The following is a 21540-nucleotide window of genomic DNA, read 5'->3' as shown; positions in this document are numbered from 1 at the left end:
GAGCGGCGCGCGGGGCCTATTCGACGAACAGGCCCCGGGCCGCCGCCTTCGTGTCGAACTCCTCCAGGCGCGCCTGCGCGTCGGGGAGTTCGTCCGCCATGGCCTCCAGCAGGACCCGGCCGAGCAGCATCGGCGCGCAGGCGGTGTCGAAGGCGAGTCCGGTGCCGACGGCGGCGGGGATCAGCAGGTCGCTGTGGGCGGCGACGGGCGCGAACGCCGACTCGGCGACGGTCACGACCGTGAGCCCGGCCTTCCGCGCGTGCTCCAGGGCCTCGACCACCTCCCGGGGGTGCCGGGGCAGCGCGAAGCAGAGCAGGGCCGTGGCCCCGGCCCGTACGGCCGCGTCGACGCGGTCGGTGAGCATCGAGCCGCCCTCGTCGAGGAGCCGGACGTCCGGGTGGACCTTGGCGGCGAAGTAGGCGAAGCCGCGCGCCTGCGAGGAGGCGGCCCGCAGCCCGAGCACGAGGAGCGGGCGGGACCCGGCGAGGAGCCGGCCGGCCCGCTCGACGGGAGCGGGGTCGGCGAGGAGCCCGGCGAGGTGCTGGAGGTTCTCGATCTCGGCGAGGACGGCCTGCTGGTACTCGTTGAGGCCCGAGGCCTCCTCGGGGGCCGCGGGCATGCTCTCCCGCAGGTGCTTGCGCAGCGCGGGGTAGCCGTCGAAGCCGAGGGCGACGGCGAAGCGGGTGACGGAGGGCTGGCTGACGCCGGCGAGTTCGGCGAGCTCGACGCTGGACAGGAACGGCACGTCACCGGCGCGCCGCACCATGCAGTGCGCGATCCGCCGCTGCGTCGGTGTCAGCCGGTGCCCCTCGAAGAGCGCCTGCAGCCGGCCGGCCGGGCTGTCGCTCATGCCGCCCCCTCTCGCCTATTCACTCGCGAATCCTCTGCATAAGGATATGCACACCGGGCGGACCTCGCGGGAGGAGAACCCGAGCGGCTCGACGGGACCGGTCGAGCGCGATCCATTCCACGTCACTCGCGCGCGTGCGGCAAGATCCGCCGCCTTCGCGCGGACCTGACGGACTCCGCCCGTCCGGACTGTTCCGCTCCCCCGGTCTCCTCGTACGTTCTGCCGCGTCCGGAGCATGATCGCCGACGGGCGGACAAGCACCCGGCCGGACCCGTCCTCCCCGTCCGACGGGAACCACCGAGCTCAAGGAGAAGTCATGACCCCCGCCCCGCGCCGGCTCGCCCGGACGTCCGCCGCACTGTCCGCCGCGCTGCTGACCGGCCTCCTCGTCGCGCCCACCGCCTCGGCGGCCCCGGCCGCGGCCACCGCGGTGACCGCGACGTGCACCCCCACCTGCGTCACCGGCACCCGGTACGCGACCCACCCGGACCACGACCGCCTCGTGTTCGACTTCACCGCGGACGGCCTGCCGCAGGTCGACACGTGGAAGAACGCCGACGGGAGCTACCCCCTCGGCGGGAGCGGCCAGACGGGGCACCTGACGACCCCCGGAAGCTCGTACCTGTTCGTACGGTTCTCCGGGGCCCACACCTCCGACGACGCCGGCCGGCCGACCTACACCGGCCCGACGCTCCAGCAGCCCGGTCTGCCCGTGCTCAAGGGCGTCCAGTTCCTGAGCGACTTCGAGGGGTACGTCGACTTCGGCATCTCCCTCGGCCCCTCGACGCGCTACAACGTCTTCACCCTCACGCAGCCGAACCGCGTGGTCGTGGACGTCTACCGGTAGGCGGCTCCGGGGGGCGGAGGGCCCGATCCCCGAGACGGTTGCAGTGACCCGTGTCACATGTCGACGGGCCCGCGCCTCGCCCGGCTCCACCTCGTCCGAGGGGGCGGTGATCCTCTCGGACGGGCCAAAGGCCCTGCTGGAAGCAGTAATTGACGACACATCAGTTGCCGAGGGCGCCGATCCGAGCCCGGTGTCACGCATCCGTCATGATCACTACAAGGTCAGAAAAACCAGACACCCGGGCCCCTTCGAATTGGCCTAGACCGTCGCCCCGGACCCCGGTTACCGTCTGCCCGTCCGGACGCCACCGGCTCCGGACCCGGTGAATCGATGGACTCTGGGGGGACCATGAAGGTTCGATCCGTTCGTACGCGCGTGGGCGCCACGGCCGCCGCCGCTGCCGCCACCGCCGCCACCCTGATGTACGGCGCCGCGCCCGCCGCCGCCGTCTCCACTCAGTACGTGAGCGACAACTGCGACTACAGGAACTGCACCGAGGGCGACCTGTACCTGAACTACCACTCGGTCGCCGACTCCGGCAACGGAAACCCGAGCGGCAGCTTCGCGAAGTTCTACGGCAACCAGTACAACCACGCCGGCGAGACCATCTCGTACAACGGCACGGACGCGGGCACCGTCAACTACGTGTTCGTGTTCGCCTCCGGCCAGGGCGACGGCTCCGGCCAGGTGGTGAAGAACAACGCCGCCTCGGCCAACAACTGCTCCACGGTCGACGGCTACCGCGTCTACTACAACTCGGGCTACGCGGGCCACTCGCAGTCCATCCCGCACTACTGGGCCTGCGCCTCCAGCACCAACCTGGACGCCACCCTGAAGAACAACAATGCCTCCTCGCACTTCGCGTGAGCGGGCGGGGCTCCGGCCGGGGACCCCGGGACCGCTCGCGCGGTCCCTGGTGGCCCTGGCCGCGGCCGGCCTGGCCCTGACCTCCCTGACGGGCTGCGGGGACACGGACCCCGCCGGACAGGCGCCGCCGCAGTCCGCCGCCGCGGCCGGGGTCGACGAGTCGAAGTGGCCCAAGGCGACGCCCGACTCCGGGCTCGCCCGCGGGCTCGTCCTGCCGCTCCAGCAGTACATGCAGACGTACCGGGACTCCGTCGTCATCGAGCGTGCCGCGCGCAGCCTCCAGACGCAGTGCATGGCCGACTTCGGCTTCACCGTCGTCTTCCCGCCCGTGGGCACGAACCCGCCGCCCAACGCGGACGACGCCAACATGTCGCGGCGGTACGGGATCAGCGACCGCGCGATGGCGGAGAAGTACGGATTCGGGCTCCCGCCGGACACCGTCGAGCACCCGCCGCCGCCGAAGCTGACGGCCGCCGCCGTCGCCGTCCTCACCGGCCGCAAGGGCCTCGACCCCCGGGCCGAACCCGCACCGGCCACCTACCGGGGGAAGAAGGTCCCCGAGGACGGCTGCCAGGGCGCGTCCTTCGACAGGATCGGTGCCCGCATCGACTTCGGCCTCTCCAGCCGGCTCGACCACGACAGCCTCGTGAAGTCCCAGGAGACGCCCGAGGTCCTGGCGGTCGTCAAGGCGTGGTCGGGCTGCATGCGGAAGAAGGGGTACGCGGTGGCGGACCCCTATGCCACGTTCGACCTCGTCCCCCGGGTCGAGGGGGCCGAGCCGTCGGAGAAGGAGATCTCCGCCGCCGTGGCGGACGTCGACTGCAAGAAGGAGACGGACCTCGTCCGCGTCTGGCACACGGCGGAGGCCGCGATCCAGAACCGGCAGGTCGAGGAGAACCAGCTCGCCCTGCACCAGCTCAAGGAGAAGAACGCCCAGGCGGTCAAGGCCGCCGAAGCGGCTCTCCGCGGATGAGACCGCCCGTGGCGGGCGCCGGTGCGGCCGCGCCGACGCCCGCCACGGCCTGGCGCCGCCGCCCGGCCGGGCGCCGCGCAGATATGGGGAACAGACGTGGGTAACGGACCCGAGGCTCCGTCGTCCGTCGACGAGGTGTGGGAGCACGCCGCCGCACCGCAGGAAGCGCGCGCGAAAGCGGGCGGGCCGGGCAACGCCCTGGCCCGCCGCCGACGCCTGCTCGGGGCCGTGACCGCCGCCGCGGTCCTGGTCTCGGGCCTCGGCATCGTCGCCGCCCGTGTCATCAAGTCGCCGGCCCAGGCCGCCGCGGACACCGCGGCGCCGCCGCCCAGCGTCATCACCGCCCCGGTCGAGCACCGCGTGCTCGAGGAGGCGGTGATCCTCCGGGGGTCCGTACGCGCCTCGCAGACCGTGTCGGTCGCCGCCGCCGTCTCCGGCGGGGCGGGCGGGGCGCCCGTCGTCACCAAGATGAACGTGGGCGCGGGGGACACCTTCCGCTCCGGCCGCGTCCTGATGGAGGTGTCCGGACGGCCCGTGATCGCGCTCAAGGGCAGCGTGCCGGTGTACCGGGACCTCAAGCCCGGCGCCGAGGGCGAGGACGTCGCCCAGCTCCAGGCCGCGCTGCGGGAGCGGGGCCACGGGACGGGCGGCGACCGCTCGGGACTCTTCGGCCCGGGGACGAAGGCCGCCCTGACGGCGTTCTACCGGAGCGTCGGGTACGACCCGCTGCCGGCCGAGGACGGCGGCGAGGAGGAGCTGACCGGCGCGCAGGAGGCGGTGACCGAGGCCGCCCGCCGGGTCGAGGACATCCAGGCCGCCGCGCGGCGCGCCCCGGGCGGCACGGGGACCGACGGGAAGGGCGGCACCGGCGGCGCGGGCGCCGACGGCAAGGGCGGCGCGGGCGCCGTCGGCCCCGAGGAGCCGGCGGACCCGGGCGTCGAGCTCCGTCGCGCCCGTGAGGACCTGGCGAAGACCTGGGACCGGCTGGACCGGATCAAGGCGAGGACCGGCCCCATGCTGCCCGCCTCCGAGGTCGTGTACCTGAAGGGGTTCCCGGCCCGGGTCGACTCGGTCTCGGCCGGGGTCGGCAGCAAGGCCGAGGGGAGCGCGCTGACCCTCTCGGCGGGCGTCCTGGTGGTCGAGGGCTTTCTGCAGAAGCACCAGCGGGGCCTGGTCAGGCCCGGTCAGCGGGTGGAGATCTTCTCCGAGTGGGAGGGCACGTCGGCCGGGGCGACGGTGCGTTCCGTCGCGACCGGCCTCGCCCGGCCGCAGCCCGCCGCCGGGACGGGCGAGGGCGCCCCGGACAAGTCCGGCGCCCAGGGGTACGCCATGGTCGTCGCCCCGGACAAGCCGCTGGACGCGTCCATGGCCGGGCAGGACGTCCGGCTGACGGTGCAGACCGCCGCCACCGACGGCGCGGTGCTCGTCGTCCCGGTCACCGCCGTCTCGGCGGGCGCCGACGGCAGGACCTCGGTGACCGTGGTCCGGGCGGGCGGGAAGCGGCTGCGCGTCCCCGTGGAGACCGGTGGCACCGGCGACGGCTACGTGGAGGTCCGGCCCGCGCGCGCGGGCGAGTTGTCCGCGGGCGACCAGGTCATCACCGGCGTCACCGCGGGCGTGGGCGGCGGTGCGGGCGTGGGCGGCGGTGCGGGCGGCGGTGCGGGCGCGGCCTCCACCGGCTTCGGACCGTCGTGAACGGGACGACGGCGCCCGCCGTGGACCGGCCCGTGGACGAGGCGGCCGTCCCGCCCGTCATCGAGATGCGCGGAGCCGGCCTCACCTATCCGGGGCCGCCGGCGGTCGCGGCCCTCCAGCCCTGTGAACTGACGGTCCGCAAGGGCGAGTTCGTGACCATCGTGGGGCCCTCGGGCTCCGGCAAGTCGACGTTCCTCAACATCGCGGGGCTGCTCGACTCCCCCACCGAGGGGCAGTACCTCCTCGACGGCATCGACACCGGCTCGCTGGGCGACGCGGACCGCTCGGCGCTGCGCGGACGCCGCATCGGCTTCGTCTTCCAGGCCTTCCACCTGCTGCCGCACCGCACGGCCGTGGAGAACGTGACGCTGTCCATGGTGTACGGCGGGACCGGCCGCAGGGAGCGGGTCGCGGCGGCCCGGGACGCCCTCGTCCGCGTCGGCCTCGGGCACCGGCTGGACGCCGTCCCGACGACCCTGTCCGGCGGCGAGCGGCAGCGCGTGGCGATCGCGCGGGCGCTGGCCGCGCGCCCCTCGCTGCTGCTCTGCGACGAGCCCACGGGCAACCTGGACAGCGCGACGGCCGCCACCGTGATGGAGCTCCTGGAGGACCTGCACCGCGACGGGATGACCGTCCTGGTCATCACGCACGACCCCGCCGTGGCGCGGCGGGGCGCGCGCACCCTCTCCATCCGGGACGGCGTGCTGACCGAGGGGCGGGCGGCGTGAGGGTGCGGATCCGTCGTCGTGCCGAGGGCATCGAGCCGTCCCGTTTCCACTGGCGGGACCTGGTCTCCGAGTCCACCGCCGGGCTGCTCCAGCGGCCGGCGCGCGCGGCGCTCACCGCCCTGGGCACCGTGCTCGGCGTCGGTTCCTTCGTCGCCGTGCTCGGTCTCACCGCCACGGCGGCCTCGCAGATCGACGCGCGCTTCAGCGGGCTGAGCGCCACCGAGGTGACCGTCCAGGACGTCAGCGGCGAGCACACCGAGTTCGAGGACCTGGCGTTCCCGGACGACGCCGACCAGCGGGTCGAGCGCCTCAACGGGGTCGCCCACGGCGGCGTGCTGTGGACGGTGCAGCTGCGCGAGGGGCAGGAGGTGCGTTCCGCACCCGTCGCCGGTGCGGGTGCCGCGAGCCAGATCCAGGTGGTCGCCGCCTCGTCGGGGGCGCTGCTCGCGGCCGAACCCTCGGTGCGGGAAGGGCGGGTGTACGACCGCTGGCACGACGCGACCCGCCAGCGGGTCGCGGTGATCGGCATGGGCATGGCGGCCCGGCTCGGCATCACCACGCTGGAGACCCAGCCGGCGCTCTTCATCGGCGACGAGGCGTTCTCCGTCATCGGCATCGTCGACGACACGCGGCGCAAGGCCGATCTGCTGCTGTCGGTGATCGTCCCGCGCAGCACCGCGCAGGAGCTCTGGGGGCCGCCCAAGGACGGGGCGGAGATGCTCGTCAGCACGAGGGTGGGGGCCGCGCAGCAGGTTGCGGGAGAGGCGCCGGTCGCGCTGCGCCCGGACCACCCCGAGTACCTCAGGGCCGTCCCGCCGCCGGACCCGCGCACCCTGCGCAGCGGGGTGAGCGGGGACCTGGGGCAGCTGTTCCTGGTGCTCGCCGCCGTCTGCCTGTTCATCGGCTCGGTCGGCATCGCCAACACCACGCTCGTCGCCGTCATGGAGCGGACCGGCGAGATCGGGCTGCGCCGCGCGCTCGGCGCGCGGGGGCGGCACGTGCTCGCCCAGTTCCTCACCGAGTCGGGGGTCCTCGGGGCGCTCGGCGGGCTCATCGGCACCTCGCTGGGGGTGACCGTCGTCGTCGCCGTCGCGATGGCCCGCGAGTGGACGCCCGTCATCCCGCCCGCCACGGTCGTCACCGCCCCGGCGATCGGCCTCCTGACCGGTCTGCTCGCCGGGCTCTATCCGGCCTGGCGCGCGAGCCGCATCCAGCCCGTCGAGGCGCTGCGCCGCTGACCTCCGGCTCCCCTCCCCCCCCATTCGTCACGGCCCGGAGCGTCCCGCGCCCCGGGCCGTGCCGCCGGAAAGTTCCCGGTGCGCGAGCACCACCGACGAAGGATGAGCGTGAAGTCCATACCCATGCGGCGCACGGCGCCGCTCACGGTCGCGCTGGCCACGGCGCTGGCCGTGCCCCTCTCGATGCCCGCGATGGCATCCGAGCCGGCCCCTCCCACGAGAACGGCGCAGAAGCCGGTTCCGGCCGCCGAGGACGCGGCCCGTCCCCGCGCGGTCGCCCCGGCCGAGCGCTCCGCCGTCCTCGGCCGGGGCCACACGACGTCCACGGACCGGGCCTTCACCACCTCCGGTGACGGCACGGGCTTCCACCTGCTGGTCGCCGACGAGAAGAACGGGTACGCCTGGAAGACCGCGGCGTCCCTGTCCGAGCCGGGCTTCGAGGCCGACACCTGGATCGGCAACGCCTGTCTCACCGCCTCCGGCAAGCGGGCGGCCGTGGCGTACGCGCCGCGCACGTTCACCAACAAGCCGGAGCTGATGGCCCGCGGAGCCTTCGCGGCGACCGTGGACCTCACCACGGGCAAGGTCACCAAGCTCCCGTTCCAGGCCTCCCTGGCGTACTTCAGCCCCGGCTGCGGTACGGGCGAGCAGGCGGTGTTCACCCAGCTCTCGTACGAGGGCGACGCCGCGCAGCGGACCCGGCTGATCACCGTCGACGCCGTCTCGGGCAGGGCCGGCGCCCCGGTCGCGTACCCCGGTCAGGTCACCTCGGCCGTGCCGACGAGGAGCGGCGTCGTCGCCGCCCGCGGCAACCGGCTGGTCGCCGCCGGTGCCAAGGGCCGGCTCCGGGAGATCACCCGCACCCGGGCGGTCCCCTTCCAGCTGACGGTGGACGCCGCGGGCGGTCTCACCTACATCGACCGCGCCAGGAGCACCGACTCCGGGAAGACGACGACGAGCTACGCCCGCCACCTGGGCCCGCTCCAGCTCCAGCGGTCCGGGGCCGGGGCCGTCACGGTGGCCTCCGGCGCCCTCGCCGCGTGGGACCTCGCGTCCTCCGCCGACGGCACGGTCTACGTCACCGGAAAGGCCACCAGTACGGGCACGCTGCCGGCCCGGGTGAAGAACCCCGGCGGCCTCGCCAAGGGCGCCCTGCTCTCCAGCCACGGCCACGCCGCGGTCACCACCGCCTGGGCGGACGGCAAGGACAGCCGGATCCGGCCCGAGGAGGCGCTGACCGAGCGCACCGCGCGGACCACCCTGCGGCTCCTGGGCAGCCGGCGGACCGTCACCCTGGACGCGCTGCCCGGCCAGGACCGGATCGGCGGCGCGAAGGCCGCCGAGCAGGGCCGTACGACGTCCCCGGCGCTCCCGCGGCCGCGGGGTGCCGCCTCCGCCCGGAAGACCGCGGCCCCCACGGGCCTCACCGCCGCCTCCGCGCCGGACGACCCGAGCGAGGACGCGTCCGAGCGCACCTGCGCGGTGCCCCGGAACGACGTGCGGAAGCAGGCGTTCCAGCCGACCCCGCGCCAGGTCGAGTGGGCGGTGGACCAGGCGGTCGTCGGCCGCCTGGACTTCTACCGGAGCCCGAACTGGAAGAACACCGGCACGGGCGGCTACCAGCCGCAGGGCCTGTTCCCGCCGATCGTCCTGGCGGGTGACCCCAACGGGAGGCTCGACACGGAGGACGGCACCAACGACCGCTGGCACATCCCGGCCCAGATCCTCCTCGGCGTCACCGCCCAGGAGTCCAACATGTGGCAGGCCACCCGGTACGCGGTGCCGGGCGTCACCTCCAACAGCCTGATCGGCAACTACTACGGCGTCGACTTCAGCCCGAGCGGCACCCAGGTCGACCCGTGGGCGATCAACTGGGCGAAGGCGGACTGCGGTTACGGCATCACGCAGGCCACCGACGGCATGCGGCTGCCCGGCCACGACCAGCCGACCAAGTCGGTCCTCCAGCAGGAGGCCATCGCGCTCGACTACACCGCCAACATCGCGGCGGGCGCGCAGATCCTGTCGGAGAAGTGGAACCAGACGTACAACGCGGGGATGAAGGTCAACGACGGCCACCCCAAGTGGATCGAGAGCTGGTTCTTCGCCCTGTGGGCGTACAACTCCGGCTTCTACGACACCGCCGACTCCGCCGGGCACTGGGGCGTGGGCTGGACCAACAACCCGGCGAACCCGCTGTGGAAGGCGAACCGCACCCCCTTCCTGGAGAACCTCCTCGGCCTCGACGACTACAGCCACGCCGCGCACCCGCAGGACTGGCCGTACGAGGAGAAGGTCATCGGCTGGGCCGCCCGGCCCATCACGGCGATGTTCGCCCCCGGTGACATGCAGGCCGGTTACCGTCCGGCCAACTGGACCACCAGCGGGGACCGGACGCGCGCCAAGCCGCCGATCGACCTGTTCTGCGACGCGTCCGTCTCCTGCGACGGAGGCAAGATCGCCGACGGCGACTCCAACGACCCGGGGAAGGGCGCCTGCACCCTCGACTCCGGCAACAAGGACACCAACCCGCACTGGCTGCACTGCTGGTGGAACAAGGCGGTGTCCTGGAAGAACTGCGGCTCCGGGGCCCAGTGCGGCAACCAGGTCCACCGGTTCAACACCACGTACCCGGAGCAGCCGGACGCCAACTCCTACCCGCCGCGCTGCTCCAGCGGCCTGCCGGCGGGCGCGCTGATCGTCGACGACGTCGCGAACGGCGTGGTCCCGGCCGGTTCGGACGCGCGCAGTTGCGGGGCGGTGAAGTCCGACGGAACGTTCAAGCTGAACTACTACGTCTGGGCGGACGGCACCTACCCCGGCAAGATGGACACCCATCAGATCGGTGCCGCGTACGGCAACCACTTCTGGTTCGCCCACACCCGCAAGCCGGACCCGGACTACGGCCACCGGCTGTACGTCGACGGCGTGTGGAAGCTGAACCGGACGGTCCCCGGCGGGCAGGCCAAGGTCTACGCGCACATCCCGGACCACGGGGCGCAGACCAAGATCGCCGACTACCGGATCGAGACGGTCGGGGGCACGGTCACCAAGACGATCTCCCAGGCGGACAACGCCTCGAACAAGTGGGTCGACCTGGGCGCCTACCAGTTCGGCAGCACCCTGCCGCAGGTCAGCCTGTCGAACTTCACCGGCGACGGGAACGGCGACAAGGACATCGCGTGGGACGCGATCGCCTTCGTCCCCGGCGACTACGACGGCCTGAACGCGGTCACCTTCCCCGAGGCGAACCCGCTGGCCCCGGACATCGACTACGTCGGCACCCAGTACCCCAAGGACGCGGGCCCGATGGGGACGATGATGGCCTCGGCCCTCGACGCCGCGTCCGGTGAGCCCTCCTGCTCCACCGGCGTCGACCGCGTCACCCTGTGCGCCTCGTTCCAGCCGCTCGACGGGCCGGTGCCGGGCGAGCGGAAGGCGACGGTGTCGACCACGGCGGCCGCGGCGGCCGCCACCGCCACCCCCGGCTGGTGCAAGAACGTCAACGGCTCCTTCATGTTCAGCCGGACCGAGGGCTGCCTGCGGGGCATGATGCCCCTCACCGCCACCAAGGACGGCGTGCCGATCGGCAACGCCACCATGAAGGTGATCCAGGAGATCAACCTCGATCCCAAGTCGAACGTCTTCAAGACGTGGACCGAGGTGTCGCTGATCAGCATGACCGGCATCACCTCCACGACCATGACCGACTTCAACGAGGAGTGCTGGACGACGACGGCCTGTTCCGAGAGTTACGGCCCCTGGATCGGCAGTACGACGTGGACGACGGGCGACCCGCACGTCGCCACGCGCACCAACACGTTCACGTGGAACAAGGTCACGGGCGGCCGCAGCGTCCTCGACCTGACCTGGGAGACGTTCTGGTCCACCCCGCAGTCGGCCGTCCAGGCCGTCCCGAAGTGGAGCCACCAGGCCTTCAAGATCCGCTGTGACAACGAGGTGGGCGGCAACACGGGCTGCGTCTTCCCGAGCTACACCCCGACCATCCAGATGAACACCCGGAAGTACCCGGCGGCCGCCGCCTACTACTGGGTGCTCATGGAGAAGCTGGCGAGCCACCCGGGCAGCGAGAAGCACGACAAGCCCCTGCACCGCCTCGCGGACGACGCCAAGGCGCAGACGAACCGCGACAAGATGTGCATGCTCGCCGTCGCCGAGTGGCGCCCGAACCCGGCCGCGGACGGGACGAGCTGTGACGAGTACCCGTTCGCCAAGTCGCGCGAGAGCGGCGGCATGACGCTCACCTCGGGCAAGTACTGCGTCCAGATGTACGCCGCGAAGCAGCCCAACGGCACTTCGTGGATGCTGGAGCTCGACGGCAACTACGCGAATCCCAGCTGGAACGAGATCTGCGGCCGGGCCGCGGTCCCGACCAAGCAGAACACGGACGCCGGGGGCGACCTCGGCAGGTTCACGTCGGAGGTACGACTCCTCGACAACGACGCGTACTACGTCCAGACCGGATTCGAGGGCTGCAGCATCAGTTCCGTCTGCAACATCGCCTGACGTCCGAACGGTCTGACGGCCGAACGCGACGCGGCCCGCCCGGTCCCCAGGACCGGGCGGGCCGTTCCGCTTCCGGGCGGCCGGGGTCAGACCGTGGGCCACTCCAGCATCCGGCCCTCGTGCACCGCGGGCCGCCGGCCCACGGCGAGCAGCGGGGTCCCCCGTTCCATCGCGGTGGCCAGGTCGTCGAGCATGGCGCCGAGGCCCGTCCAGGGCCGCCGGTGGTCCGGGTCGCCGAAGGAGAGCTCGCCGACCGTCCCGTGCCCGTCCTCGCGGTGGTCGACGAAGAGCAGGTCGCCGGTGAGCGCCTGTGCGAACGGGACCCAGCGCGCGTGGGAGGTCCGTCCGACCTCGTCCTCGTACCCCTCCTCGACGGCCTCCTCGGCCCGGGAGGCGAGGTGGCGCTGCCACTCCAGGACCTGTTCGGTGTCCAGGAGGCCGTACCCGATGAGGAACGCCCCCGGCTCGACGCTCGCCCGGCGGGGCACCACGCCGTCACAGGCCGCGAGCAGCGCCCGCAGCGCGGGATCCAGGGGGAAGCCGAGTCCGGCCTCCAGGGCGGCGAGGTCGGCCTCGGAGGCGCCGGGGCGCAGGGCCGCGCGGTCGCCCGGGGCGTGCTCCTCCAGCCAGCGGGTGATCCTGGACCAGGCGGGGAGGACGTCGTCGGCGTCGGACATGGTGACTCCGGTCAGTTCGGGGTGGAGGCGGCCACGCCCGCGCAGGACTCGTCGGGGCCGTGGGCCGTGACCCGGGGGCGTGCCGGGCCGGTCTTCTGGAGGTCGATGGTGAAGCAGCGGGTGGCCGTGCCGTCGGCCGGCCCGAAGAGGGCCGGTCCCCGCTCGTACGGGCGGGAGAAGAGGACGAAGACCCGGGTGCCGTGCCGTCCGGCCCGGGTGGCGACGAGCGCGCCGTGGCCCGGGGACGCGTCGAGGGCGTCCCGCACGTCCTGGTCGGAGGGGGTGGCGCCCTTGGTGGCGACGAGGGCGTCGGCGAACCGCGTCGCGTCCGCCCGGGTGGCCTCGAAGGCGTCCCGTTCCCGGGCCTCCTGGCGGAAGTGGGCGACGGTGAGGTAGGCGGCGAGCGCCAGGACGGGGGCGAGCAGAACCGCACCCAGGACCTTGGCCCAGGGTGCGGTTCCGCTTCTGCGTTCGTTTCTCACTGGGTCCCGAGGTTACTTGGGAAGGTTGTCCAGCGCACGGCGGAAGGCCTGCGAGTAGGCCGTCGTACCGGTGGTGTTGGGGTGGTAGCTCTCCCGGCTGACGCACCAGGTGCCGCCGAGCTCGCACTTGAAGTCACCGGGGCCCTTGCCCGCGGTCACGATCTTGTTGATGCCCTCGGGGGAGTCGCAGGCCCGCTTGCCGGCGAAGTCCCCGTCGGGGGACTCGAAGAAGACCGGCAGGCTCTCCGCCTTGAGCTTGTCGACGACCGCCCGCTGCTTGCCCTCCATGTAGACGGCGTTGTCGTTGATGCGGATCATGCCGGCGCCGCCGACGCCGCTCACGCAGGTGAGCGAGTTCTCGTTGAAGATCTGCGGGTAGCCGAGCAGGACGATCTTCGCCGACCACGCCTCGGTGTGGATCTTCCGCAGCAGGTCCTCGACTCCGGCCATGGCGTTGTCGATGTCCCGGTGGACGTCCTCCTCGGCCGGGCAGCCGAGGGTCGCGCACGCCTGCATGACCTGCGGGAAGCCCGCGTCGTTGCCGCCGACCGTGAGCGTCACCAGGTCGGTGTCCCCGCTGAGGACGCCGGAGTCGATCTGGAACCGCTCGTGGAAGTTGCCGTCGGTGCCCCAGACCTCGTTGCCGTTCTTGTCGACGGCGTGGCCCGTCTCCATCTGCCAGGAGCGCGCTCCGGAGCAGGAGACGTTCTGGAGCTCCAGCTCGGAGGAGAAGCCGTCGGCGAGGGTGCCGACCGACGCCGAGCGGCCCGGCAGGGTGGTCTTGCGGACCCAGGAGTTGGCGCTGCGGCGGCAGGCGTTCCAGCGGGAGCTGACGTCGACGTCGTTGTCGGACTCCTTGGCGTACGAGCCCGCGCCCTCTCCGGAGGTGTACGAGTCGCCCATCTGCACGACCTGCTGGGGCTTGCCCGGCAGCGGCTGGAAGGCGACGGCGTCGAAGGCGACGTCGTCGTCCCCGGTGCCGTCCTCGGACTCCGTGGTGAGCTGGACGCGGGGCACGCCGTTCATCCGGAAGGCCCCGAGGGACGTCCAGCCGTTGGTCCCGCGCTTCTGGTTGACGTACCGGTGGCGGTCGAAGGAGCCGCCGCCGGTGTCGATGTCGTACCGGGCCTGCTGGGTGTGGGCGCCGTGGTCGGGGAGGTGGACCAGGACGCGCATCCAGTCGGTGCGGGCCTGGTTCAGGGCCCAGGTGCCGGTGAAGTTGAGGCGGTCTCCCTTGGCGGTGACGTCCCGGGTGTGGCCGAAGTAGAAGTGGCCGCCGAAGCCCGCGCCGAGCTGGTGCAGGTCGATCTTGCCGGGGTAGACCGTCGCGGCGGTGCCGTCGTGGGCGATGCCGGGCTCGCCGGTGAAGTCCGCCTTGAAGGTGCCGGAGTTGCTCCAGTCGCCGTTGGCGCAGCCCGGCCGGATCGACGGGGTCCCGCCGGGGAGGTCGTCGACGACCAGCGCGCCGGAGGGCAGGCCGCTGCGGGTGCAGTTCGGCGGGTACGCGGTGCCGTCCGCCTGCTCGGCGTCGTAGTCCGGCGAGGTGAAGCGGAAGAGCTCGTTGCCGCAGGAGTAGGAGCAGTCGGTCTTCCACTGCACGGACAGGTGGAACCAGCAGTGGAAGTCGTCGCGGGTGCAGGGTCCCGCGCCGGGCTCGTTCTTCGCGGTGTCGGAGATCTTCGAGGGCTCGCACCAGTTGTAGACGCCGCAGAAGAGGTCCTCCGGCGGCTTCACGCGCGCGCGGTTGTACTTCGCGGAGCCCACCACGGTGGCGTCCTCGGTGGTGCCGTTCCACCAGGCGGCGCGGAAGGCGGCGACCAGGACGCCCGGGGACTCCAGGAACGACGGCGGGTGGGCGGCGAAGCCGAGCACCTTCTCGGGGTACGGCCAGTTCTGCGGGCGTGCGGCGGCGGAGGCGTCCTCGTTGCCGAGGCGGTCCTCCATGAACGGCAGGCGGCCGGCGTCCCACTCGGGGTTGGCGGGGTTGTTGGCCCAGCCCACGCCCCAGGCGTCGTTGCCGTTGACGTTCTCGTAGAAGCCGGAGTTGTACGCCCACAGGGCGAAGAACCAGTTCTCCAGCTTGGCCGGGTTGCCGTCGTGGACCTGGAGTCCGGCGCGCCGGGTCGTGTTCCACTTCTCGACGAGGATGCCGATGCCGGCGGCGACGTTGGCCGCGTAGTCCAGGGCGACCGCGCGCTGCTGCTGGTAGTCCCAGGCGGTGCCGCCCTTGCCGTGCTCGCGGCCGGCGAGGCGCATGTGGTCGGTGACCTGGGTGACGCCGTAGCCGCAGTCGGCCTTCGACCAGTTGACGTCCCAGTCGTTGGCCGGCTTGCCGTCGTAGTAGTCGACGCCGTAGTAGTTCCCGATCAGCGGGTTGCCGGTGACACCGGGCACCGTGGAGCGGGAGGCCTGCCACATGTTCGACTCCTGGGCGGTGATGCCGAGGAGGACCTGCGCGGGGACGCGGCCGCCGCCTTCGAGGACCGGGTTCGGGAAGAGGGTCTGCGGCGAGTACGCCGGCATCCCGAGGTTCTTCCAGTTCGCCGGGCGCGAGGCGCCGATGTTCAGCTTGCCCGTGATGGCCTTGTCGACGGCCCACTCGACCTGGCGCGGCTTGGGCTGCATGGCCTGGTTGCGCGGGTCGTTGCGGGGCACGGAGCAGGTGCGCTCCGACTCGACGAGCTCACCGGCGGAGCCGGTCGTGTCGGCGGCGGCCGTGGCGGCGGTGAGGGCGCGGGTGCCGGCGGTCTGGGTCGTCGGGCCGCCCGCGTCGGTGCCGGTGCCCTCGGGGGTGCCGAGGAGCGGCGACGGGGTGCGGGAGGTCCCCCACTTCGGGGCGGTGACGTCCATCGGCGTGACGGTGAAGCCGACGCTCCTGCCGGTCTCGCGCAGCGTGGTGTCGATGTTCACCGGGCGGGCGTCGGAGGCCTTCTCCCGCTGGAGGTACTTCGGCGAGCCCAAGTTGTCGGCCCAGACGGTGTGCTGGACGACCGCCTGCGCCTTGGTGGACAGCGTGGCGTCCTTGTGGACGCCGGACAGCCGGGTGACGGACTTCGGCAGGCTCGCGCCGGCCTCGGGGGTGACGTCGCCGGTCAGGTAGACCTGTCCGCCGACCCGGGCGAGACCCGTGTTCCCGAGGGAGCCGTGGCCGAGCTCGGTGACCTTCCTGCCCGCCCAGCGGCGGACGAGCGCGGTCTCCTTCTCCTGGAGGCTGTCGCGCTGGTCGCGCTCCAGGAAGACGTAGCCGCCGTCGGCGTCCTTGCTGATGCGGTACGGGACGGTGCCGGTCGTCGCGAGCCTCTTCTTGGCGCCCTTGCCGTCGATCTCGACGAGGGTGCGCCCGGAGGCGGCGGCGATCCTCCCGGCGCCGGCCGGCACCGAGGAGGTGATCTGGCCGTCGACGACGACGGGCTCGGCGACCTGGCCCGTGGCGGTGTTCACGCGGAAGAGGCGGGTCTGCTTCTTGTCCTCGCCCGGGGACTGGGTGAGGACGACTTCCTCGTCCGCGCCGCAGCCGGGGTCGTAGTACGAGAGCGAGGCGTTGACCTTCAGCTTGGTGACGGCGCCGCTGGTGAGGTCCACGACGGCGGTGAAACCGCCGCGGGCCATCAGCCGGGGGTCGTTGGTGAAGGTGCGGGGGGCGTAGACGACGACGGCGCGCTTGCCGGAGCCGGTGACGCACGCGTTGCCGATCCACTGGTCCACGTCGAAGCCGGGTTCGGCCAGGGACGCGAGCGTCTTCCAGGCGTAGCCGCTCTGTTCGGTGGCGGTCAGCAGGTGGAAGCCCTGGGCGTCGCCGGTGGTGGTCCAGGCGGTGTCCGTGGACTTCTGCCAGTCCTCGCCGAGGACTTCGGCCCGGTCGGCGGCCGGGACGCGGTCCGTCGCGGGGGCGGTGTCGGTGGTGACGGGCGCCGTCGGCGGGGCGGCGGGCCCGGGCTGCGCCCAGGCCGCGGCCTGGGTCAGTCCCGCGAGCAGAGCGCCGGCAGCCACCGCTGCCAGGGGTGCTCGCGTCGATCGGAGGAATCTCAACTGCGCTCCTTAGAGGCTCTTTCGGCGCGGAAGCCTCCCCCCGGAAACGGTGGCCGTGCATCCACGCCACGCGCGATCATGATCATGACAGCGGTGGCCGTCAAGGGCGTCGGGCGCAGTTCGGCACGTCCCGGGGAGGGACGTCTCGGCACGATCAGGAGCGTTGCGACAGTAGTGCCCGCGGGCCCGCTCGACCAGAGCGCGACCCTTCCGGGGCTGGGCGTCGCCCTGCCGTTCGCGGTGGGGCCCCCGCCTACGCGCAGACCCAGCCGACCATCACCAGGTCCCACGAGGGCGACTTCGTCTGCGGCGGGCAGGGCGTCCACCGCATCACGGCCGTCGACACGGGCGACGAGGCGCCGACGCCCCCTGCACGGTCTCCGGCGCCGCCTCGGTCGTCGACCCGGGATCCACCGACGGCGACGCGGTGAGCGGCCCCACCACCGTCCCCGGCGCCGCGAACAGCAGCGCGCAGGGCCTCGCCGTCAACCCCTCCTGACGGCCGGAGACACCCCCTCGACGTCGTGAGGGGGTGGCGCGGGGACCGCCGCACCCCCGTCACCGGGGGGCGGGACGACGGCGGTCCCCGCGAGGGACACGGGCCCGGGTCAGGGCCGGTGCTCCGCGTCCGCGGCGTCTGGCAGAAACCCGGGAGCCGCTCCGGAAGTCCGTGACGCCGACGACCACCAATGTGCCGGACGCTTGTTAAGCAGGTGCTGCGGGCACGTGTCGCCCTCGTACCGGTTGTGCGAACTGCCGACGCGCTACTTCGTGCCGCCGTTGGCCAGGAAGGCCAGCAGGTCCTGACGGCTCACCACACCGGTCGGCTTGCCCTCGACCAGCACGATCGCCGCGTCGGCGGACTCGCCGAGGACGGACATCAGGTCGGCGACCGGCTCGCCCGAGCCGACCTGCGGCAGCGGCGCGCTCATGTGCCGCTCCAGCGGGTCCTCCAGGGAGGCCTCCTTGGTGAAGAGGTGGTCCAGGAGCTCGCGCTCGACGACCGAGCCGACGACCTCGGCCGCCATGACGTCGGGGTGGCCGGCGCCGGGCTTCACGATGGGCATCTGGGAGACGCCGTACTCGCGCAGCACCTCGATGGCCTGGCCGACGGTCTCGTCCGGGTGCATGTGGACGAGGGACGGCATGACGCCCTCCTTGTGGCGCAGGACGTCGGCGACGGTGGCGGTGGAGGTGTCCTCCAGGAAGCCGTGGCCGGCCATCCACTCGTCGCTGAAGATCTTCGACATGTAACCGCGGCCCGAGTCCGGCAGCAGCACGACGACCACGTCGTCGGGACCGAGCTCCCTGGCGACCTCCAGGGCCGCGACGACGGCCATGCCGCAGGAGCCGCCGACGAGGAGGCCCTCCTCCTTGGCGAGGCGGCGGGTCATCTGGAAGGAGTCCTTGTCGGACACCGCGACGATCCGGTCCGTGACGGTCCGGTCGTACGCGGTCGGCCAGAAGTCCTCACCGACGCCCTCGACCAGGTACGGCCGGCCGGAACCGCCCGAGTAGACCGAGCCCTCCGGGTCCGCGCCGACGACCTTCACCTTCCCGCCGCTGACCTCCTTGAGGTAGTTGCCGGTGCCGGAGATGGTGCCACCGGTGCCGACGCCCGTGACGAAGTGGGTGATCCTCCCGTCCGTCTGCTCCCAGAGCTCGGGACCGGTGGTCTCGTAGTGCGAGCGCGGGTTGTTGGGGTTCGAGTACTGGTCGGGCTTCCAGGCGCCCGGCGTCTCGCGGACGAGGCGGTCCGAGACGTTGTAGTACGAGTCGGGGTGCTCGGGGTCGACGGCCGTGGGGCAGACCACGACCTCGGCGCCGTAGGCCCGCAGCACGTTGATCTTGTCGAGCGACACCTTGTCGGGGCAGACGAAGATGCACTTGTAGCCCTTCTGCTGGGCCACGATCGCCAGGCCCACGCCGGTGTTGCCGGACGTGGGCTCGACGATCGTGCCGCCGGGCTTGAGCTCACCGCTCTGCTCCGCAGCTTCGATCATGCGCAGGGCGATCCGGTCCTTGACCGAGCCTCCGGGGTTGAAGTACTCGACCTTGGCCAGAACGGTCGCCTGAATGCCCGCTGTGACGTTGTTGAGCTTCACCAGCGGGGTGTTGCCGACGAGGCTGATCATCGAGTCGTGGAATTGCACCGTAATCTCCGGGGTCTCCGTAATGGTGTGGCCAGCGTATGCGTAGTCGGAGCGGGTTACGGGGCAGTTAGACCCTGAACGGCTTGAAGGAGGTGACGGCCCCCATGTCGAGGGCGAGGGTGGCGCGGCGGATCGCCGCGGGTGCGGCGTACGGCGGCGGGAGCATCGGGCTGCTCGGTGTGGCGGCGGTGGGGATCCTCCTGGCCGAGGCGCAGCTGGCCAAACGCACGGTCTACGGCGCCCCGGCGCCGCTGCCGCCGGTGGCGGACGGCTTATACGGCCGCGCCTTCGGCACGGAGGACCCGCTGCGGCTGGCCCTTCTGGGTGATTCCACGGCGGCGGGCCAGGGCGTCCGCCGCGCGGGGCAGACGCCGGGCGCGCTCCTCGCCTCCGGGCTCGCGGCGGTCGCGGAGCGCCCGGTGGTGCTGCGGAACGTGGCGCTCTCGGGGGCCCGCTCGGACGACCTGGAGCGGCAGGTGTCGCTGCTCCTCGCACAGCCGCTCGGGCCGCCGGACGTGTGCGTGATCATGATCGGTGCGAACGACGTCACGCACCGGCTGCCGCCCACGGAGTCGGTGCGGCTGCTCGCCTCGGCCGTGCGCCGGCTGCGGACGGTGGGCGCGGAGGTGGTGGTCGGGACCTGCCCGGACCTGGGCACGATCGAGCCCGTCTACCAGCCCCTGCGCTGGCTGGCCCGGCGGGCCTCGCGCCAGCTGGCGGCGGCGCAGACGATCGTGGTCGTGGAGCAGGGCGGCCGGACCGTGTCGCTCGGCGACCTCCTCGGCCCCGAGTTCGCGGCGAACCCGCGCGAGATGTTCGGGATCGACAGCTTCCACCCCTCGGCGGAGGGGTACGCGACGGCGGCGATGGCCGTCCTGCCGACGCTCTGCGCCGCGCTGGGCGTCTGGCCGGAGCCGGACCGGCTGGAGCCGGCGCGCCGGGAGAACATGCTGCCGGTGGCGAAGGCGGCGGCGGAGGCCGTGCGGGAGGCGGGCACGGAGGTCACGGGGGCGCGTGCGCCGTGGGCGCTCCTGAAGCACCGGCGCCGGCGGCGCCTCCCGGTCCCCCCGGAACCCTCCCCGGAAGACGCCCAGGCGTGACCCGTCGCGGGCCGCGCCCACCGGGGCGGGACCCGCGACTGAGCGCTCGCTTAGAAAAGAGGTCCGCGTCACACCGTCCAGGCGGTGACCCGTGCGGTACGTACGGGTAACTTCCCTTTCAGTCCGCTCACTCCGCACCCTCATGGAGCCGTGATGCCCGAAGCCGTGATCGTCTCGACCGCCCGCTCGCCCATCGGCCGGGCCTTCAAGGGCTCCCTCAAGGACCTGCGGCCGGACGACCTCACCGCGACCATCGTCCAGGCCGCCCTGGCGAAGGTGCCGGAGCTGGACCCGCGCGACATCGACGACCTGATGCTCGGCTGCGGCCTCCCCGGCGGCGAGCAGGGCAACAACCTCGGCCGGATCGTCGCCGTGCAGATGGGCATGGACCACCTGCCGGGCTGCACGGTCACCCGCTACTGCTCCTCCTCGCTGCAGACCTCCCGCATGGCGCTGCACGCGATCAAGGCGGGCGAGGGCGACGTCTTCGTCTCGGCCGGCGTCGAGATGGTGTCCCGCTTCGTGAAGGGCAACTCGGACTCCCTGCCCGACACGCACAACCCGCTCTTCGCCGACGCGGAGGCCCGGACGAAGGCCGTCGCGGAGTCCGAGGGCTCCACCTGGCACGACCCGCGCGAGGACGGCCTCGTCCCGGACGCGTACATCGCGATGGGCCAGACCGCGGAGAACCTGGCCCGCTGGAAGGGCATCAGCCGCCAGGAGATGGACGAGTTCGGCGTACGGTCGCAGAACCTCGCCGAGCAGGCCATCAAGAACGGCTTCTGGGAGCGCGAGATCACCCCGGTGACGCTGCCGGACGGCACGGTCGTCTCCGCGGACGACGGCCCGCGCGCGGGCGTCACCCTGGAGGGCGTGCAGGGCCTCAAGCCGGTCTTCCGCCCCGACGGCCTGGTCACCGCCGGCAACTGCTGCCCGCTGAACGACGGCGCCGCCGCGCTCGTGATCATGTCCGACACCAAGGCCCGCGAGCTCGGCCTGACCCCGCTGGCCCGGATCGTCTCCACCGGCGTCTCCGGCCTCTCCCCCGAGATCATGGGCCTCGGCCCGGTCGAGGCCTCGAAGCAGGCCCTCCGGCGCGCCGGCCTGACCATCGGCGACATCGACCTCGCCGAGATCAACGAGGCCTTCGCCGCCCAGGTCATCCCGTCCTACCGGGACCTGGGACTGGATCTGGACAAGGTGAACGTCAACGGCGGCGCCATCGCCGTCGGCCACCCCTTCGGCATGACCGGCGCCCGGATCACCGGCACCCTGATCAACAGCCTCCAGTTCCACGACAAGCAGTTCGGCCTGGAGACCATGTGCGTCGGCGGCGGCCAGGGCATGGCGATGGTCATCGAGCGGCTGAGCTGAGCC

At 72.7% G+C, this 21540-nt stretch carries 14 protein-coding genes; 9 read left to right on the top strand and 5 right to left on the bottom strand.

The genetic code is table 11. From position 1 onward, the window contains the following. Positions 1-16 precede the first annotated feature (16 nt). The gene (locus tag ACZ66Z_RS17345) at positions 17-850 is read right to left on the bottom strand and encodes a MurR/RpiR family transcriptional regulator (RefSeq protein WP_469934811.1); all 834 of its coding nucleotides are present in this window, start codon (positions 848-850) and stop codon (positions 17-19) included. A gap of 316 nt (positions 851-1166) precedes the next feature. On the opposite strand from ACZ66Z_RS17345, the gene ACZ66Z_RS17340 reads away from it, so the two are divergent. The 7 genes from ACZ66Z_RS17340 to ACZ66Z_RS17310 all read left to right on the top strand — a co-directional run bounded on the left by ACZ66Z_RS17340 (position 1167) and on the right by ACZ66Z_RS17310 (position 11722). Continuing rightward, positions 1167-1697: an AMIN-like domain-containing (lipo)protein gene (locus tag ACZ66Z_RS17340; protein ID WP_469934810.1), complete on the top strand. Its 531-nt coding sequence runs from the start codon at positions 1167-1169 to the stop codon at positions 1695-1697. A gap of 375 nt (positions 1698-2072) precedes the next feature. Continuing rightward, positions 2073-2564 (top strand): hypothetical protein, encoded by a 492-nt coding sequence (locus ACZ66Z_RS17335; protein ID WP_469934809.1) that lies wholly within the window; start codon positions 2073-2075, stop codon positions 2562-2564. Then, the gene (locus ACZ66Z_RS17330) at positions 2542-3537 is read left to right on the top strand and encodes a hypothetical protein (protein WP_469934808.1); all 996 of its coding nucleotides are present in this window, start codon (positions 2542-2544) and stop codon (positions 3535-3537) included. The genes ACZ66Z_RS17335 and ACZ66Z_RS17330 overlap by 23 nt, the downstream gene beginning before the upstream one ends. A gap of 96 nt (positions 3538-3633) precedes the next feature. Continuing rightward, positions 3634-5232, top strand: a complete 1599-nt coding sequence (locus ACZ66Z_RS17325) for a hypothetical protein (RefSeq protein ID WP_469934807.1) — start codon at positions 3634-3636, stop codon at positions 5230-5232. A gap of 65 nt (positions 5233-5297) precedes the next feature. Next, positions 5298-5960 carry an ABC transporter ATP-binding protein gene (locus ACZ66Z_RS17320; RefSeq protein WP_469934850.1) on the top strand — a complete coding sequence of 221 codons (663 nt, stop codon included), beginning with the start codon at positions 5298-5300 and terminating at the stop codon, positions 5958-5960. Then, the gene (locus tag ACZ66Z_RS17315; RefSeq protein ID WP_469934806.1) at positions 5957-7198 is read left to right on the top strand and encodes an ABC transporter permease; all 1242 of its coding nucleotides are present in this window, start codon (positions 5957-5959) and stop codon (positions 7196-7198) included. Before ACZ66Z_RS17320 ends, ACZ66Z_RS17315 begins: the two co-directional genes overlap by 4 nt. A 108-nt stretch (positions 7199-7306) precedes the next feature. Beyond that, positions 7307-11722, top strand: a complete 4416-nt coding sequence (locus tag ACZ66Z_RS17310) for a golvesin C-terminal-like domain-containing protein (protein WP_469934805.1) — start codon at positions 7307-7309, stop codon at positions 11720-11722. An 86-nt stretch (positions 11723-11808) separates the two neighbouring features. Here ACZ66Z_RS17310 and ACZ66Z_RS17305 read toward each other — a convergent pair whose 3' ends face one another. From ACZ66Z_RS17305 to ACZ66Z_RS17290, 4 genes are all read right to left on the bottom strand, one after another. Next, positions 11809-12399 (bottom strand): SMI1/KNR4 family protein, encoded by a 591-nt coding sequence (locus ACZ66Z_RS17305; protein WP_469934804.1) that lies wholly within the window; start codon positions 12397-12399, stop codon positions 11809-11811. Positions 12400-12410: 11 nt separating this feature from the next. Further along, positions 12411-12881 (bottom strand): hypothetical protein, encoded by a 471-nt coding sequence (locus ACZ66Z_RS17300; RefSeq protein ID WP_469934803.1) that lies wholly within the window; start codon positions 12879-12881, stop codon positions 12411-12413. Positions 12882-12893: 12 nt separating this feature from the next. Beyond that, positions 12894-16910: a golvesin C-terminal-like domain-containing protein gene (locus ACZ66Z_RS17295; RefSeq protein ID WP_469934802.1), complete on the bottom strand. Its 4017-nt coding sequence runs from the start codon at positions 16908-16910 to the stop codon at positions 12894-12896. A gap of 764 nt (positions 16911-17674) precedes the next feature. Further along, positions 17675-19063, bottom strand: coding sequence for a cystathionine beta-synthase (locus ACZ66Z_RS17290; protein ID WP_469934801.1), 1389 nt, complete (start codon positions 19061-19063; stop codon positions 17675-17677). A gap of 104 nt (positions 19064-19167) precedes the next feature. Between ACZ66Z_RS17290 and ACZ66Z_RS17285 the strand changes: the two genes are divergently transcribed. Together ACZ66Z_RS17285 and ACZ66Z_RS17280 are read left to right on the top strand one after the other, a co-directional pair. Continuing rightward, a complete protein-coding gene (locus ACZ66Z_RS17285) occupies positions 19168-20163 on the top strand; it encodes an SGNH/GDSL hydrolase family protein (RefSeq protein ID WP_469934800.1) in 996 nt (331 codons plus the stop codon). A gap of 153 nt (positions 20164-20316) precedes the next feature. After that, positions 20317-21537 (top strand): acetyl-CoA C-acetyltransferase, encoded by a 1221-nt coding sequence (locus ACZ66Z_RS17280; RefSeq protein WP_469934799.1) that lies wholly within the window; start codon positions 20317-20319, stop codon positions 21535-21537. The last annotated feature ends 3 nt before the right edge of the window (positions 21538-21540 follow it).

Source organism: Streptomyces sp. NPDC107498, assembly GCF_055582805.1.
Note: the sequence above shows the minus strand (reverse complement) of the source record. Positions and strands in the feature narration are given on the sequence as shown.

What these genes read in the sequence shown, in the direction of transcription:
- ACZ66Z_RS17345 (WP_469934811.1), bottom strand. Translation starts at nt 850, where the DNA reads ATGAGCGACAGCCCGGCCGGCCGGCTGCAGGCGCTCTTCGAGGGGCAC.
- ACZ66Z_RS17340 (WP_469934810.1), top strand. Translation starts at nt 1,167, where the DNA reads ATGACCCCCGCCCCGCGCCGGCTCGCCCGGACGTCCGCCGCACTGTCC.
- ACZ66Z_RS17330 (WP_469934808.1), top strand. Translation starts at nt 2,542, where the DNA reads ATGCCTCCTCGCACTTCGCGTGAGCGGGCGGGGCTCCGGCCGGGGACC.
- ACZ66Z_RS17320 (WP_469934850.1), top strand. Translation starts at nt 5,298, where the DNA reads ATGCGCGGAGCCGGCCTCACCTATCCGGGGCCGCCGGCGGTCGCGGCC.
- ACZ66Z_RS17305 (WP_469934804.1), bottom strand. Translation starts at nt 12,399, where the DNA reads ATGTCCGACGCCGACGACGTCCTCCCCGCCTGGTCCAGGATCACCCGC.
- ACZ66Z_RS17285 (WP_469934800.1), top strand. Translation starts at nt 19,168, where the DNA reads ATGTCGAGGGCGAGGGTGGCGCGGCGGATCGCCGCGGGTGCGGCGTAC.
- ACZ66Z_RS17280 (WP_469934799.1), top strand. Translation starts at nt 20,317, where the DNA reads ATGCCCGAAGCCGTGATCGTCTCGACCGCCCGCTCGCCCATCGGCCGG.